This is a genomic window from Pseudomonas sp. JV414, from assembly GCF_032424305.1.
In the GTDB taxonomy this organism is placed as follows: domain Bacteria; phylum Pseudomonadota; class Gammaproteobacteria; order Pseudomonadales; family Pseudomonadaceae; genus Aquipseudomonas; species Aquipseudomonas lini.
Genome location: NZ_VYKC01000016.1, coordinates 222,739 through 238,540 on the forward strand (window position 1 = coordinate 222,739; position 15,802 = coordinate 238,540).

General features: G+C 58.6%; 14 protein-coding genes. 2 read left to right on the forward strand and 12 right to left on the reverse strand.

Features of this window, described 5'->3' with window-relative positions; translation table 11 throughout:
• Positions 1–9: 9 nt before the first annotated feature.
• Positions 10–579 (reverse strand): glycerol-3-phosphate 1-O-acyltransferase PlsY, encoded by a 570-nt coding sequence (gene plsY / locus F6R97_RS17465; RefSeq protein ID WP_038981236.1) that lies wholly within the window; start codon positions 577–579, stop codon positions 10–12.
• Positions 580–653: 74 nt separating this feature from the next.
• Here plsY and folB point away from each other — a divergent pair, with 74 nt between their 5' ends.
• Together folB and folK are read left to right on the forward strand one after the other, a co-directional pair.
• The gene (gene folB, locus F6R97_RS17470; RefSeq protein ID WP_038981239.1) at positions 654–1,010 is read left to right on the forward strand and encodes a dihydroneopterin aldolase; all 357 of its coding nucleotides are present in this window, start codon (positions 654–656) and stop codon (positions 1,008–1,010) included.
• The gene (folK, locus tag F6R97_RS17475; RefSeq protein ID WP_038981241.1) at positions 1,001–1,519 is read left to right on the forward strand and encodes a 2-amino-4-hydroxy-6-hydroxymethyldihydropteridine diphosphokinase; all 519 of its coding nucleotides are present in this window, start codon (positions 1,001–1,003) and stop codon (positions 1,517–1,519) included. The genes folB and folK overlap by 10 nt, the downstream gene beginning before the upstream one ends.
• A 105-nt stretch (positions 1,520–1,624) precedes the next feature.
• Here folK and F6R97_RS17480 read toward each other — a convergent pair whose 3' ends face one another.
• From F6R97_RS17480 to F6R97_RS17530, 11 genes are all read right to left on the reverse strand, one after another.
• Complete coding sequence (locus F6R97_RS17480; RefSeq protein ID WP_315866874.1) at positions 1,625–2,854, reverse strand: multifunctional CCA addition/repair protein; 1,230 nt, start codon at positions 2,852–2,854, stop codon at positions 1,625–1,627.
• Between the two features lie 65 nt (positions 2,855–2,919).
• Entirely contained in the window at positions 2,920–4,482 is a 1,563-nt protein-coding gene (locus F6R97_RS17485) for a SpoVR family protein (protein WP_038981244.1), read from the reverse strand.
• Entirely contained in the window at positions 4,479–5,750 is a 1,272-nt protein-coding gene (locus F6R97_RS17490) for a YeaH/YhbH family protein (RefSeq protein ID WP_038981246.1), read from the reverse strand. The genes F6R97_RS17485 and F6R97_RS17490 overlap by 4 nt, the downstream gene beginning before the upstream one ends.
• Before the next feature lie 202 nt (positions 5,751–5,952).
• Positions 5,953–7,875, reverse strand: coding sequence for a PrkA family serine protein kinase (locus tag F6R97_RS17495; protein WP_038981248.1), 1,923 nt, complete (start codon positions 7,873–7,875; stop codon positions 5,953–5,955).
• Positions 7,876–8,172: 297 nt separating this feature from the next.
• Positions 8,173–8,502: a thiosulfate sulfurtransferase GlpE gene (glpE, locus tag F6R97_RS17500; protein ID WP_030130002.1), complete on the reverse strand. Its 330-nt coding sequence runs from the start codon at positions 8,500–8,502 to the stop codon at positions 8,173–8,175.
• A gap of 33 nt (positions 8,503–8,535) precedes the next feature.
• Entirely contained in the window at positions 8,536–9,417 is an 882-nt protein-coding gene (locus F6R97_RS17505; protein WP_038981250.1) for a symmetrical bis(5'-nucleosyl)-tetraphosphatase, read from the reverse strand.
• Entirely contained in the window at positions 9,417–9,797 is a 381-nt protein-coding gene (gene apaG, locus F6R97_RS17510; RefSeq protein ID WP_048397818.1) for a Co2+/Mg2+ efflux protein ApaG, read from the reverse strand. Before apaG ends, F6R97_RS17505 begins: the two co-directional genes overlap by 1 nt.
• Before the next feature lie 115 nt (positions 9,798–9,912).
• Positions 9,913–10,731, reverse strand: coding sequence for a 16S rRNA (adenine(1518)-N(6)/adenine(1519)-N(6))-dimethyltransferase RsmA (gene rsmA / locus F6R97_RS17515; protein ID WP_038981253.1), 819 nt, complete (start codon positions 10,729–10,731; stop codon positions 9,913–9,915).
• Positions 10,728–11,717, reverse strand: coding sequence for a 4-hydroxythreonine-4-phosphate dehydrogenase PdxA (gene pdxA / locus F6R97_RS17520; RefSeq protein WP_315866875.1), 990 nt, complete (start codon positions 11,715–11,717; stop codon positions 10,728–10,730). Before pdxA ends, rsmA begins: the two co-directional genes overlap by 4 nt.
• A complete protein-coding gene (gene surA, locus F6R97_RS17525) occupies positions 11,714–13,030 on the reverse strand; it encodes a peptidylprolyl isomerase SurA (RefSeq protein WP_038981255.1) in 1,317 nt (438 codons plus the stop codon). The genes pdxA and surA overlap by 4 nt, the downstream gene beginning before the upstream one ends.
• On the reverse strand, positions 13,011–15,800 hold the full coding sequence (locus tag F6R97_RS17530) for an LPS-assembly protein LptD (protein WP_315866876.1): 2,790 nt from the start codon (positions 15,798–15,800) through the stop codon (positions 13,011–13,013). The genes surA and F6R97_RS17530 overlap by 20 nt, the downstream gene beginning before the upstream one ends.
• Positions 15,801–15,802 lie beyond the last annotated feature (2 nt).

Sequence of the window (15,802 nt, forward strand, 5' to 3'; positions counted from 1 at the left end):
GTGCGGTATTTAAAAATGCCGTTCGCGCCCGGCAAACAGGTCGCGTAGATTGCCGCGATGACGCCAGACAATCAGACCCGTGAGCGCGCACATGGGCAGCAATGCCGCCGGTTCTTGCCAGGCAAGCAGTGGCAAGGTCAATGGTGTGGCAATCAGGGCGGCGAGTGAGCTGGTGCGGGTCAGGTAGAACGTCAGCGACCAGGCGCACACCGCCAGCAGCGCGGCGGGCGGGTAGAGCCCCAGCAGCATGCCGGCTGCGGTGGCGACGCCCTTGCCACCGCGAAAGCGGAAGTACAGCGGAAACAGGTGACCGATAACGGCACAGACGCCGATCCAGGCCTGTTGCTGCAGTGAAAGGCCCGCTGCACCTGCGATCAATACGGGTAGCAGGCCTTTGTTCAGGTCGCCGAGCAAGGTCAGGATGGCGAGTTTCTTGCCGGCCAGACGCAACATGTTGGTGGCACCGGCATTGCCCGAGCCACTCATTCGCGGATCGGGGTTGCCGGTCAGGCGGCTGAGCAAAATGGCGAAGGACAGAGAGCCGAGCAGGTAGGCGAGGATCGCCAGTAACCAAAACATGCTAACTATTCCGGGCGAGGACGCCCTGATTCTAACGGCGCATTGCGCCCTTGTCGTGCAGTGGAGAGAAGTGCTTGGACAGAGTGTTTATCGAGGGCCTGGAAGTCGACACCGTGATCGGTGCCTACGACTGGGAGCGAGGCATCCGACAGTGTCTTCGACTTGATCTGAGCTTCGCCTGGGACAATCGTCCGGCCGCCGCCGGTGATGACCTGGCCCTGGCGCTCGACTACGCGAGCGTTTCGTCGCGCATTCAGGCGTTTGCCGAGCAGGCGCAGTTCCAGCTGGTCGAGACCTTTGCCGAGCGTCTGGCGGAAGTGCTGATGAGCGAATTCAAGATCACCTGGATGCGCCTCAAACTGACCAAGCCAGGTGCCATCCCGGCTGCCACGGGTGGTGTGGGCGTGGAGATCGAGCGCGGATGTCGCTGACTCAGGTGTACCTCGGGCTCGGTAGCAATATCGAGCGTGAATCCCATTTGCAGGCAGGCCTGGACGCCCTGGCGGGTTTCCTGGTGGATATGCGCTGCTCGGCGGTATTCGAAAGCCAGCCGGTGGGGATCAAGAGCGGCCCGTTTTTCAACTTTGTGGTCTCGGCCTTCACCGATCTGCCACTGATGGAGCTGGATCGACGGTTGAAATTCATCGAAGCGGATAACGGCCGTTACGCGCCGGACCGCAAGGGCTTGCCGCTGGATATCGACGTGCTGCTGTTTGGCGATCTGGTGGGCAACTTCGATGGCTTGGTTTTGCCCCGGGCAGAGATTCTGAAAAATGCTTTCGTGCTGTGGCCGTTGTCGCTGATTGCGCCGGATCGTGTGCATCCGGGCGTAGGCAAGAGCTTTGCGACCCTGTGGGCTGAGGCGCAGATCGATCAGGTGTTGGCGCCGGTGGCTTTTGAGTGGCGCGGTGAGCAGCTGACTCCTTTGAATTTGCTGTGAGGCGGATGACGCCATCGCGGGCAAGCCCGCTCCCACAAGTTAGCGTTGTTTACATAATCGACAAACGACTCGTACCTGTGGGAGCGGGCTTGCCCGCGATGCTTTTCAAGTAGGCGCCGCCGCTTTGTAAGCCTTCAGCGCCTTGAGCCGCTCGCCTTTGATCGCCTCGCCCAACTCCGGTCCCTTGAATCCCTTCTCCAGCAATGGCTGAACGGCAACACTTCGCGCCGCAGTTGCTGCGCCACGCAAATAATCCGCCTGTGGATAACTTCTCTGTTCCAGGCCTTTACGCCCCCGGGCGTCCATCTCGCACGCCGCGATAAACTCCTCAAAGCGCTGAGGTCGACGATAGACGTCGAAACTCTGCAGCAACTCCAGCAAGGTCGACGGTTTCAGTTCCAGCGCACGATGGCCGTGGGTGTGATATTCGCCCACCAGCAGCGCCAGTTCCTGACAGTCCTTCGGTGCCTTGAAGCGTTCATTGACCGCTTTGATCAGCTTCAGGCCTTTGTGCTCGTGGGCGATGTGGCGGGGCCATTCTTCCTCGGGCGTCAAACCTTTGCCCAAATCATGCAGTAGGCAAGCCCAGCGTACGGTCAGCGGTTGTTTGTGCAGCGCCGCTTGCTCCAGCACGCTCAGGGTATGCACGCCCGTGTCGATTTCCGGGTGATGGGCTTCGGGTTGCGGTACACCAAACAGCGCGTCGACTTCCGGCATCAGTACCTTGAGGGCGCCGCATTCACGCAGCACCTTGATGAATACTTGAGGTTGGTCTTCCATCAGCGCGCGAGCGATTTCTTTCCAGCTGCGTTCGGGGGTCAATGCCTCCAATTCACCCGATTCGGTGAGTTGGCGCATCAGCTCCAATGTCTCGGGGGCGACGGTAAAACCCAGTTCCGCATAACGCGCGGCGAAGCGGGCAACGCGCAGAACACGGAGCGGATCTTCGGCGAACGCGGGGGAAACGTGACGCAGCAAGCGAGCCTCGAGATCCCGTTGACCATGGTAAGGGTCAGTCAGGTTCTGCTGATCGTCTTCGGCCATGGCGTTGATCGTCAGGTCGCGACGAATCAGATCTTCTTCGAGGGTGACGTCGGGGCTGGCGTGGAAGATGAAGCCGCCGTAGCCGCGCCCGTTTTTGCGTTCGGTGCGGGCGAGGGCGTATTCCTCACCGCTTTTGGGGTGAAGAAACACCGGGAAGTCCGCGCCCACCGGACGAAAGCCCTTGGCGAGCATTTCTTCGGTGGTGGCGCCCACAACGACCCAGTCGATATCGGTGACAGGCTTGCCCAGCAGGCGATCGCGTACTGCACCACCGACTTTATAAATCTGCATAAAAAACCTCCGTTAGCCCGACAGAATAACCTTTGCGTCGAACTTCCGGAGGCAGAAAAACAGGATCAAAGATGAATGACTGCCAGGTCCAGTCGGCCGTAATCCCCTTCGCCATGTTCGCTTCTGGGCGGAACATGGTGGGTTTTCATCACCTGATCCCCTTGCAGGGTTTCCAGGTGAATGTCGAAGCCCCAGAGGCGGTGCAGGTGCTTGAGCACTTCGTCGGTGGAATCACCCAGCGGTTTGCGGTCGTGTTGCTGGTGACGCAAGGTCAGGGAACGGTCGCCACGCCGGTCAATGCTGTAGATCTGTATGTTGGGTTCGCGATTGCCCAGGTTGTATTGCGCTGCCAGGGTTTCACGAATGGTTCGATAGCCGTCCTCGTCGTGTATCGCCGGAACCAGCAGATCGTCCTTCTGATCGTCATCGAGGATGCTGAACAGCTTGAGATCGCGGATCACTTTGGGTGACAGGTACTGCAGGATAAAACTCTCGTCCTTGAAGCTGCTCATGGCGAATTTGATGCTGGACAGCCAGTCGGTGCCAGCGATTTCCGGAAACCAGCGATAGTCCTCTTCGGTGGGCGCTTCACATATCCGGCGGATATCGCGATACATGGCAAAACCCAGGGTGTAGGGGTTGATGCCGTTGTAGTAGGGGCTGTCGAAGCCGGGTTGAAAGACCACGCTGGTATGGGAAGTCAGGAACTCCATCATGAAGCCTTCGGTGACCAGGCCTTCGTCATACAAGTCGTTCATCAAGGTGTAGTGCCAGAACGTGGCCCAGCCTTCGTTCATCACCTGGGTCTGGCGCTGTGGATAAAAATACTGGGCGATCTTGCGCACGATCCGCACGATTTCGCGCTGCCAGGGCTCCAGCAGCGGCGCGTGTTTTTCGATGAAGTACAGGATATTTTCCTGAGGTTCGGCGGGGAAGCGTGCGTTGTCCTTATCGCTGTACTTGTCCGCGCCTTTTGGAATGGTCCGCCACAAATCGTTGATCTGCTTCTGCAGATGCTCCTCCCGATCCTTCTGCCGACGGCGTTCTTCTTCGGCGGAAATCGGATAAGGGCGTTTGTAACGGTCGACGCCGTAATTCATCAGCGCATGGCAGGAATCGAGCAGGTCTTCTACCGCGTCGATGCCGTGGCGTTCTTCGCACTGCATGATGTACTGCTTGGCGAACACCAGGTAATCGATGATCGAGCTGGCGTCGGTCCAGGTGCGGAACAGGTAGTTGCCTTTGAAGAAACTGTTATGGCCATAGCACGCATGAGCCACCACCAGCGCCTGCATGCAGATGGTGTTTTCTTCCATCAGATAGGCAATGCAGGGGTCTGAGTTGATCACAATCTCGTAGGCCAGTCCCATCTGGCCGCGACTGTAGGACTTTTCGGTGCTGAGGAAATGTTTGCCATAGGACCAATGGTGATAACCCAAGGGCATGCCGACAGAGGCATAGGCGTCCATCATCTGCTCGGCGGTGATCACTTCGATCTGGTTGGGATACGTATCCAGCGCGTAGCGGGCCGCGAGACGACTGATTTCGCGGTCGTAGGCCTGGATCAGCTCGAATGTCCATTCGGAGCCGGTGGAAATGGGTTGGCGCTTCTGCTCTTTGGCGGTCATGTCACTAACCTGCGCTGGAAGAGTTCACGAAAGACCGGATAGATATCCCCGGCCGAGACCAGTTGCTGCTGGGCAAAAGTGTCAGAGAAGGCTTCGGCGATGCGTTCGTACTCGAACCACAAGGCCTGATGTTCGCGCGGGGTAATCTCAACATAAGTGTAGTACTGCACGAACGGCATGATCTGATTGATCAGGATGTCGCGGCAGATCGGCGAATCGTCGTTCCAGTTGTCGCCGTCGGACGCCTGGGCGGCATAGATGTTCCATTCATTGCTCGGATAACGCTCGGCCATGATCTCCTGCATCAGTTTCAGAGCGCTGGAGACGATGGTGCCGCCGGTTTCCCGGGAGTAGAAAAACTCCTCCTCATCCACTTCACGGGCGCTGGTGTGGTGGCGGATGAACACGACGTCGATTTTGTCGTAGTTCCGCTTGAGGAACAGGTACAACAGGATGAAGAAGCGTTTGGCGATGTCCTTGGTCGCCTGGGTCATGGAGCCGGATACGTCCATCAGGCAGAACATCACTGCTTTGGAACTGGGGTTCGGCTGCTTGATCAGCAGGTTGTACTTGAGGTCGAAGGTGTCGAGAAACGGCACTCGGTGAATGCGCGCGCTGAGCTTCTCGATTTCTGCTTCAAGCTCCTGGATATCGCCGAAGTTGTCCGGTTCTTCCCGTTTAAGCCGCAGCAGTTCTTCTTTGACTTCGCGCAATTTCGCCCGGCTGCTGCCGGACAAGGCAATGCGCCGGGCATGGGCCGAACGCAGCGTGCGGATAATGTTGATCCGTGACGGGTTGCCCTCGTTGCTGATGCCTGCGCGTACGGTCTTGAAGGTGTCGGTGCCGGTCAGGTGGCGTTTGACCAGATTAGGCAGTTCAAGGTCCTCGAACATGAATTCGAGGAATTCCTCCTGGGTAATCTGGAAGACGAATTCGTCCATCCCTTCACCCGTGTTACCGGCCTTGCCGGGGCCTCTGCCGCCGCCACCTCCGGGTGGACGGGCAATGTGCTCGCCGCTGGTGAATTCCTTGTTGCCCGGGTGCACGATGGTTTGCTTGCCGCCACGACCGTGGTGAAGCACTGGCTCGTCGATATCGCGGCCGGGAATGCTGATCTGCTCGCCGTGTTCCATATCGGTAATGGAGCGCCGGCCGACCGCCTCTTCGACGGCCTTTTTGATGTGATCACGGTAGCGCCGCAGAAACCGCTGGCGGTTTACCGTGCTCTTGTTCTTGCCATTGAGACGTCGGTCGATCACATAGCTCATGACTGCTCCTTAGAAGCTGTCCTGAAAGGGCGAGCGTTAACGCAGCAAATAAAGCCAGAGCTTGGGGGGGGCACGCTCCTCCAAACGCTTTGGATGCTGCCTGAACCTCTCTACCGAATTTCGGACACCTCCAGAGGCCTGTGTAACAGAAAAAACGCAAACAGGCCTCGGGCTAACGACAACCGGTCTGACCGGCAGCGGGTTACTGGGATTTTCTGACCCGCAGGTACCACTCGGACAGCAGTCGTACCTGTTTGTCGGTGTAGCCCCGCTCGACCATCCGTGTGACGAAGTCGTTGTGCTTCTGCTGGTCCTCTTTGCTGGCCTTGGCGTTGAAGCTGATGACCGGCAGCAAGTCCTCGGTGTTGGAGAACATTTTCTTCTCGATGACCACCCGCAGTTTTTCGTAGCTGAGCCAGGTTGGGTTCTTGCCGTTGTTGTTGGCTCGGGCGCGCAGTACGAAGTTGACGATTTCGTTGCGGAAATCCTTCGGATTGCTGATGCCGGCCGGTTTTTCGATTTTCTCCAGTTCTTCGTTCAGGGCTACGCGGTTGAGGATCTCGCCGGTTTCCGGATCGCGGTACTCCTGATCCTGAATCCAGAAGTCGGCGTACAGCACGTAGCGATCGAAGATGTTCTGGCCGTACTCGCTGTAAGACTCGAGGTAGGCAGTCTGGATCTCCTTGCCGATGAATTCGATATAACGCGGCGCCAGGTACTCTTTCAGGAAGCGCAGATAGCGTTCGCGGGTCTCGGCCTGGAACTGTTCCTGTTCGATCTGCTGTTCCAGCACGTAGAGCAGATGTACCGGGTTGGCGGCGATTTCGTGCGGATCGAAGTTGAAGACCTTCGACAGAATCTTGAAGGCGAAGCGGGTCGACAGACCGTTCATGCCTTCGTCGACACCGGCTGCATCGCGGTATTCCTGGATCGACTTGGCCTTCGGATCGGTGTCCTTGAGGTTTTCGCCGTCATACACCCGCATCTTGGAGTAGATGTTGGAGTTTTCCGGTTCCTTGAGGCGCGAGAGCACGGTGAACTGAGCGAGCATTTTCAGAGTGTCGGGCGCGCAATGGGCCTTGGCCAGCGAGCTGTTGAACAGAAGCTTGTCGTAGATCTTCACCTCGTCGCTGACGCGCAGGCAGTACGGCACTTTGACGATATAGATCCGGTCGATGAACGCTTCGTTGTTCTTGTTGTTACGGAAGGTGTGCCATTCCGATTCGTTGGAGTGGGCGAGCAGGATCCCGGTAAACGGAATCGCCCCCAGGCCTTCGGTACTGTTGTAGTTGCCTTCCTGGGTGGCCGTCAGCAATGGGTGCAGCACCTTGATCGGTGCCTTGAACATTTCGACGAACTCCATCAGGCCCTGGTTGGCCCGGCACAGCGCCCCCGAGTAGCTGTAGGCATCGGCGTCGTTCTGCGGGAACTCTTCCAGTTTGCGGATATCGACCTTGCCCACCAGTGCCGAGATGTCCTGGTTGTTTTCATCTCCCGGCTCGGTTTTCGCGACCGCAATCTGGTTGAGGATCGATGGGTAGAGTTTCACCACGCGGAACTGGCTGATATCGCCGCCGAATTCGGCCAGGCGCTTGGTGGCCCATGGCGACATGATGGTATTGAGATAGCGCCGGGGAATGCCGAAGTCTTCTTCGAGGATCGCGCCATCTTCGGTGGCGTTGAACAGACCCAGAGGCGACTCGAAAACCGGCGAACCCTTGATCGCGTAGAAGGGCACCTTCTCGATCAGCTGTTTCAGCTTTTCGGCCAGGGACGATTTACCGCCACCGACAGGGCCCAGCAGATAGAGGATTTGTTTCTTCTCTTCCAGGCCCTGAGCGGCATGGCGGAAATACGACACGATCTGGTCGATGCATTCTTCCATCCCGTGGAAGTCCTCAAAGGCCGGATAGCGGCGGATCACCTTGTTGGAAAAGATTCGCGACAGCCTCGAGTTGGTCGAGGTGTCGAGCAGCTCCGGTTCGCCGATGGCCAGCAAGAGACGCTCGGCGGCGGAGGCGTAGGCGCTACGCTCCTTCTTGCACAGTTCCAGGTACTCCTGCAGGGAGAATTCTTCCTGGCGTGTGGACTCGAAGCGTTGTTGGAAGTGGCTAAAGATACTCATGACGTCACCTCGCTCGATACGTGGAGCCGACGCCGGATCAGTCAGTCGATGCTGGCAAGCAACTGAATATGCAGTTGCTGTTTACCCCCCAGAACACCTTCAGGGTATCAACCCCGAAAGCTACTCCCGATGACCCGCGCGCCGGTGTACCGGCTCTCCCCTGTTTTGGATGGCCTGCGCTTAAGGATAGTTCGGAATCTTGAAGGTAAAGGCGCAATAAGTAATTAGTTGTGGCAGACCGTTCGTCAGCCAGCGCGCGAGCCCACGGGGGCCGGGCCTTGCGCGCCTTGAAAAAAATTATTCGGAAGTGCCTTGCGCCGTTTCCGAAGGATAGGTCGTACGCCACAGCTCAAAACCGCCATCCATGCTGTAGACGTCGGAGAAGCCCTGACTGATCAGGTAAGCGGCCGCGCCCTGGCTGGAATTTCCGTGATAGCAGACCACTACCGTCGGCGCGTCCAGGTCAGCGCCCTGAATGAAAGCATGCAGAGAATGATTGTCCAGGTGCTTGGAGCCGGCAATGTGCAGCGCGGCAAAAGTTGCCGGATCGCGGACATCGACCACCACCGCGCCTTGTTCGCGCAGGGCCTGGGCCTGTTCTGGGGGGATACGTTTGAATTCGCTCATGGCGGGCTCCTGTGGCTCGGCTGAAAGCGCAGTCTAGCGCGGGGCGCTGGCTGACGTTTGTTCGGGAATAGAGGCGGCGACAGCCGGCCGAGCGTGGCCATGGGCGTCGCATTTACATTGCAGGCGCTCGCCGGTGTCGACGTTCATCAGGGTCATGGCGCCACCCCAGACGCAACCAGTGTCGAGCGCAAACAGACCCGGCTCGTTGCACTGGCCTTCGAGCGCCGCCCAGTGGCCGAAGATGATCTTCAGGCCTTTGGTCTTGCGCTCCTTGTGGGTGAACCACGGCGCATAACCCGGCGGTGCGGTGTCGATGCCTTCCTTGCCCTTGAGATCAAGCTTGCCGTCACTGGTGCAAAAGCGCATCCGGGTGAAATAATTGGTGATGACTCGCAAGCGCGCCGCGCCTTTGAGGTCGTTGTCCCATTTCACCGGTTCGTTGCCGTACATACCGTCAAGGTAAGGTGCGAAGCGGTTGTCGTCGTGCAGGGCTTCTTCGACTTCGGCGGCGCACTTCAAGGCTTTGCGCAGCGACCATTGAGGCGGGATGCCGGCATGGACCAGGGCGATATCGCGTTGTTCGTCGTAATGCATGAGCTTTTGTTGCCGAACCCACTCCAGCAGCTCCCCGCAATCGGGTGCCTCAAGAATTTCGCGCAGCGTGTCGGCCTTCTTCAGGCGTTCGATGTTTTGCCCGACGGCCAGCAAGTGCAGGTCATGATTGCCGAGTACACAGATCAGCGATTCGCGGATGCTAAAGAGGAAGCGCAAGGTTTCCAGCGACTGTGGGCCACGGTTGATGAGGTCGCCCACCAGCCATAGACGGTCCCGGGCAGGGTCGAAGGCGACTTGCTTGAGCAGGCATTGCAGCGGTTCAAGGCAACCTTGCAAGTCGCCGACGGCATACGTCGCCATCAGTGCAGGGCTCCGGGTACTGCCAGACGAAACGGAGCGATGACAGCATCGAAGTGTTTACCGTCGTCGGCGATCATTTCATAAGTGCCTTGCATCGTGCCGACCTTGGAGGTCATGACAGTGCCGCTGCTGTAAGTGTGGCTCTTGCCCACGTCGATCAACGGCTGCTGGCCGACGACGCCTGCGCCGCGAACCTCCTCGACATGCCCGTCACCGTCGGTGATCACCCAGTGCCGTGAAAGCAGTTTGGCGGGCACCAGGCCATTGTTCTGCACGGTGATGGTGTAGGCGAAGGCAAAGCGATTTTGCTCGGGTTGCGATTGTTCTGCCAGATAGCGGGTGACGACGCTGACGTCGACCTGATAACGAGGATCGGACATGCAAAAGGCCTTAGAAACGAAGCGGGACGCGGGGCATAGCTGATAGAACTCAGTCTAGGCCAAGTATCGGGTAGTAAACCAGAGTGGCGTCCTACCCGATAGCGCTCATCGCCTTTCAGTCGGTGACAGGCTTTTGTAGGACTTGTTCGCTGAGCTTGTCGGCCAGGCGCACGAAGGCAGCCAGATCGAGCTGCTCGGGGCGCAAGCTGCCATCGACGCCGGCGGCTTCGATTTCGGCGTTGCTCAGCAGCAATTTGAGTGTGTTGCGCAATGTTTTACGGCGCTGGTTGAAGGCTTCGCGCACGACGCGTTCCAGCAGTTTGTGATCTTTGGCTGGGTGCGGGAGTACCGCGTGAGGCACCAGACGCACGATGGCCGAATCGACCTTCGGCGGCGGATTGAATGCGCCAGGGCCAACGTTGAACAGATGTTCGACCCGGCAGTGATACTGAACCATGATCGACAGGCGACCCCAGTCACCGCCACCAGGACCGGCCGCCATACGTTCGACCACTTCCTTTTGCAGCATGAAGTGCATGTCGCGGATCAGGCTGGCGTTATGCAGCAGGTGGAAAATCAGCGGCGTAGAGATGTTGTACGGCAGGTTGCCGACTACCCGAAGACTGCCCGGTGCTGCGTTCAGACTGGTGAAGTCGAACTTCAGCGCATCACCCTGGTGCAGGTTGAAATTGCTCCTGCCGGCGAACTGCTGATTGAGGATCGGAACCAGGTCCTTGTCCAGCTCCACCACGTCCAGTTGGGCGCCGCTGTTGAGCAGGCCTTGGGTCAGTGCGCCCTGGCCCGGGCCGATTTCCAGCAGACGGTCTTCGGGTTTGGCATGAATGGAACGCAGGATGCGGTCGATAACGCCGGCATCATGCAGGAAGTTCTGGCCGAAGCGCTTACGCGCCCGGTGTTGGTAATGCTCGGTCATAAACGGGTCTCGGCCATCTGATAGGCGGTTTCCAGGGCGACTTGCAGGCTGCCGGTATCGATTTTGCCGCTACCGGCCAGATCCAGGGCAGTGCCGTGGTCGACCGATGTGCGGATGATCGGCAAGCCGAGGGTCACGTTGACTGCCGCGCCGAAGCCTTTGTATTTCAGCACGGGCAGGCCCTGGTCGTGGTACATCGCCAGCACCGCGTCGCAGTGCTCCAGATATTTGGGGGTAAACAGAGTGTCGGCGGGCAGGGGACCGCGAAGGTCCATGCCCTCGCCGCGCAGGCGCTCTAATGTAGGTTCGATGATGTCGATTTCTTCATGGCCCAGGTGACCGCCTTCACCGGCGTGCGGGTTAAGCCCGCACACCAGGATGCGTGGCTGGGCGATGCCGAATTTTTCTTGCAGGTCGGCGTACAGGATCCGCGTGACCCGCTCCAGGCGCTCCGGTGTGATTGCATCGGCAATCTCGCGAAGGGGCAGGTGAGTGGTGACCAATGCCACGCGCAAGCCGCGGGTGGCGAGCATCATCACCACTTGCGCGGTATGAGTCAGGTCAGCGAGAAATTCCGTGTGCCCGGAAAAGGCGATTCCGGATTCATTGATCACGCCCTTGTGCACAGGGGCGGTGATCATGCCGGCGAAATGCCCGTCCAGGCAGCCCTGGCCAGCACGCGTCAGGGTTTCCAGAACGAAAGCCGCATTGGCTTTGTCCAGTTGCCCGGCGATGACCTTGGCGTTAAGCGGCGTATTCCACACATACAGGCTGTTGGCCGGGGCTGGAATATCTGGCCAGTTGTCTGGCGTTACCGGCAGCAGATCGACAACCACGCCCAGCTGCGCGCCCCGCTCGATGAGCAGGTCGCGGCTGGTAATGGCAATCAGAGGGTATGGCTGGGCTTGCGAGGCGAGCAGCAGGCACAGGTCAGGACCTATGCCGGCCGGTTCGCCGGGGGTCAACGCGAAACGCTTGGGTTTCACTGCGTTGCCTGGTCTGCACCAGGGAGCTTGATTTCTACATACGCTTCGTCACGGATCTGGCGCAGCCAGGTTTGCAGCTCTTCATCGTATTTGCGGTTACGCAGTACGGTCATCGCTTGCTGCTCACGGGCCTGGCTGGTGCTGTCGGTGGCGCGGCGGCCAAGGACTTCCAGAACGTGCCAGCCATATTGGGTCTGGAACGGCTTGGACAGCTGACCTTGTGGGGTCTTGGCCATTACTTCGCGGAATTCAGGCACCAGTGCATTCGGGTCGATCCAGTTCAGGTCGCCACCGTTGAGGGCGGAACCCGGGTCTTCCGAGAAGCTTTTCGCCAGCTCACCGAAATCTTCGCCCGCTTCGATGCGGGAATAGAGCGATTGAGCCAGGGCTTTGGTTTTTTCTTCGTCGCGGATCGGGCTCGGCTTGACCAGGATGTGACGCACGTGCACTTCGTCACGCACCTGGGCTTCGCCGCCACGCTTGTCGAGGATCTTCAAAATGATGAAGCCGCCCGGTGTACGCATTGGCTGGGTCACGTCACCCACTGCCATAGTGCCCAGCAGGCGATCGAACGGAGGTGGCAGTTGAGCGGCTTTACGCCAGCCCATGTCGCCGCCTTCCAGCGCGGTTTCGCTGGCGGATTTGGCGATTGCCAACTGACCGAAGTCAGCGCCTTGCTTGAGCTGCTGGTAAACCGCGTCGGCTTGTTTGGCGGCATTCTGAATTGCGTCGGAATTGGCGCTTTCCGGCGTAGGAATCAGGATGTTGGCCAGACGAAACTCTTCGGACAGCTGCATCTTGCCAAGGTCGGAAGCGAGGAAGTTCTTCACTTCCTGCTCGGACACCTGGATGCGTTCAGCTACACGGCGCTGACGTACACGGCTGATGATCATTTCGCGGCGGATCTGGTCGCGAGCGTCGTCATAAGACAGGCCGTCACGAGACAAAGCGGAGCGGAATTGCTCAATCGACATGTTATTGCGCTGGGCAATGGTGCCGACAGCCTGGTTCAGTTCTTCATCGGTAATGCGGATGCCGGAACGCTCGCCGATCTGCAGTTGCAGGTTTTCGACGATCAGACGCTCGAGCACCTGCTGATCCAGCACGCCTGCGGGCGGTACGGCAGCACCGCGTTTGGCGATGGTTTGCTGAACTTCGTGAACACGCTGGTCCAGTTGGCTCTGCATGACCACGTCGTTGTCGACGATGGCCACCACTTTATCGATGGACTGTACCGCGGCGTTGGCCGCGGTACCCAGGAACAGCGCGCCCAGCATCAGCGGGCGCAGACAATCAGAAAGCTTGGTCTTCACGTTCACGATAACCTTGGATGCCTTTGTCGAGGAAGCTCTCTACCTTGGCGCCGGTGAGGCCGCCGAGTCCCTTCAGAACAATTTGGAGGAAGATGCCGTGGTCGCCTTTTTCGTTTTCCGGGGCGTTCTGACTGAACTCGTCATAGCTGACCCAGTAACGGTTGATCAGGCGCAATTTCCAGCAGCAGTTGTCGTATTCGAAACCACCGAAAGCTTCCAGAGTACGGTTGCGGTTGTAGTCATACTGCCAGCGGCTGATAGCGTTCCACTGCGGCACGATCGGCCAGATCACCGAGAAGTCGTGCTGTTTGATCTTGTAGTAGTCCTTCACGTAGCCAGGTTGGCCCGGGGTGCCGTAGTCACCACCGCCCACTTGCCATTGACCGGTGTTCTGGTCATAACGAATCTGGTCATTGCGATAGCGATAACCGGCGTTGATGACCTTGTTCGGGTTGTCTTCAGGCTGGTAGTGGAACATCGCGCTGCCCGAGCGAGGGCTGCGGCTGTCCGGGTCCCAGTTGTAGTCGGCAGTGGTGCGCCAATCGCGGTTCCAGCGGTATTCGTATTCCAGTGCATACGGCGAGACATTGGCATGAGCATCGTCGCGGGTTTTCGCATCGATACCTGGCAGCTGGACTTCGCGGTCCTTGAAGTACAAGGCCTGGCCGACGCTGATGCGTTGACGTTCGAAACCGTTTTCTTCGATCCAGCGGTTGGTCACACCCAGCGACAACTTGTTCTCGTCGCCGACACGGTCGGAGCCGGAGAAGCGGTTATCGCGGAACAGCGAGGCGTAGTTGAAGGTGTATTCGCCGGTGTCGAATACCGGAATATCCGCTTGGTCTTCCTCAGGTACATAGAGGTAGAACAGGCGAGGTTCCAGGGTCTGGCGATAGTTCTTGCCGAACCATTGCGTGTCGCGATCGAAGTACAGGCCGCTGTCGATGCTCGCAATCGGAACACCACGGTTCTGGTTGCTGCTGAAGGTGCCGTTGAGTCGGTCGCCTTCAGCGCCTTGATTGGCGATGTCGGCTTTACCCTTACCGTCGAGATCCAACTGGTACTGGGTGTATTGATACTTGAGCGATGGCTTCAGGAAACCATACGTCCAGTTCAGCGGCAGACTGACCCCTGGCTTGAGGTTCAGGCGGTCGCCGTTGGCGCGGGCAAGGCCGAATACGTTGGTGTCCAGACGAGGCGACGCGGTGCCTTCCTCATCGGTGAACTGACCCGTTTTCAGGTCTCGGTCAAACCGCACAACCTCTGTTTCGTAATCGAAGTTCAGACCTTCCGGATGATACGGCAGCTGACCATTAAAGGTGATCTGCGGCAAACGATCATACGGCGTGATGTTCGAAACGGTCGCCAGCTGATAAGCCTGGGCATTCAAACGAGCGACATAACTGTCGCCACGATAGCTGACAGAACCCTGCTGGTTCACGTAATCGGAGCTTTTCACACCGATCTGATCACTCTGCAGATCCTGGAAGTAATACGGATCGCTGATCTTGGTGTAATCGACCTGCGTAAAGACGCGCGAGTCCAGACCACCCTTGTGCTGCCAGTTGTACATGTAGCGGGTTTTTTCGTAATCGGTCTGCTTGCTGCGCTCGGTTTCCTCGTCGTTGAGGTAGGCGGCGCCAAACTGACCTTCGCTGGACTTGGTCAGGTAGCGGAATTCGCCTTCCATCAACAGGCCGCGTTTGCCCATGTAGCGCGGGTACAACGTGGCATCGTAGTTCGGTGCCAGGTTGAAGTAATACGGGGTGACCAGCAATAAGCCGGTATCGCTGCCGGTGCCGACGGTCGGCGGCAGGAAGCCGGACTGGCGACGGTCGTCGATCGGGAAGTAGATGTACGGCGTATACAGAACCGGAATGTCCTTGACCCGCAGCGTCACGTTGGTCGCGGTACCGAAACCGGTAGCCGGGTTCAAGGTGATGTTGTTGCCCTTGAGCTGCCAGGCGTTGCTGTCCGGTTCGCACGTGGTGTACGTACCATCCTTGAGGCGGATGATCGCGTTCTCGGCACGTTTGGCGTACAGCGCGTTACCGCGGATACGCGATTTGTGCATCACGTATTCGGCGTTGTCGATCTTGGCTTCACCGGTGTCGAGTTGCACGTCGGCGTGGTCGCCCACGATCAGTGCGCCATTGTCGCGAATGCGCACGTTGCCGCTCAGTTCGCCACGGCTTTCGGCCTGGTACAGGTTCGCTTCGTCGGCTTCGGCCTGCATGCTGCCCTGGCGCATGACCACGTCACCGGCCAGGGTAGCGACCTGCTCATCCTGCTTGTAGCGAGAGGCTTTTGCACCGAGAAAGGTCGGAGCGTCACTTTTATTCGTCTTGTCATTCATGCCAGGACGAATCGGTTCGATATAGGAACCAGCGCAGTAAGGACCGGTTTCGGCCAATTGCGCTGCAGTGAGCTTCTCGCGCGGAACCCAGTCGAGGTGGCTGTAGTCTTCACTACGCGACTTCAGGCCGCGGCCCTTGGACTCGGTAACCAGTACGGGTTTGGCGCCAGTGTCTGCGGTGTCGGCCGGAGCTTCGCCAGTGGCGGAAACTGCGCTGCCGTCATGGACGGGGCGTGGCGGCAATGCAGCAGCCGGTGCCTTAGGCGCACAGTCCCAGGCACCCGAAGCAGAGACTGAGCAGTCATACTGTTCCGCGGCGACCACGAACGAAGTGGCTAGAGGTTGCAGGGCCAGCAGACTGCCGGTAACCAACAACGGAAATTTTTTACGAAACGCGGGGGATTTCAATGCCATCT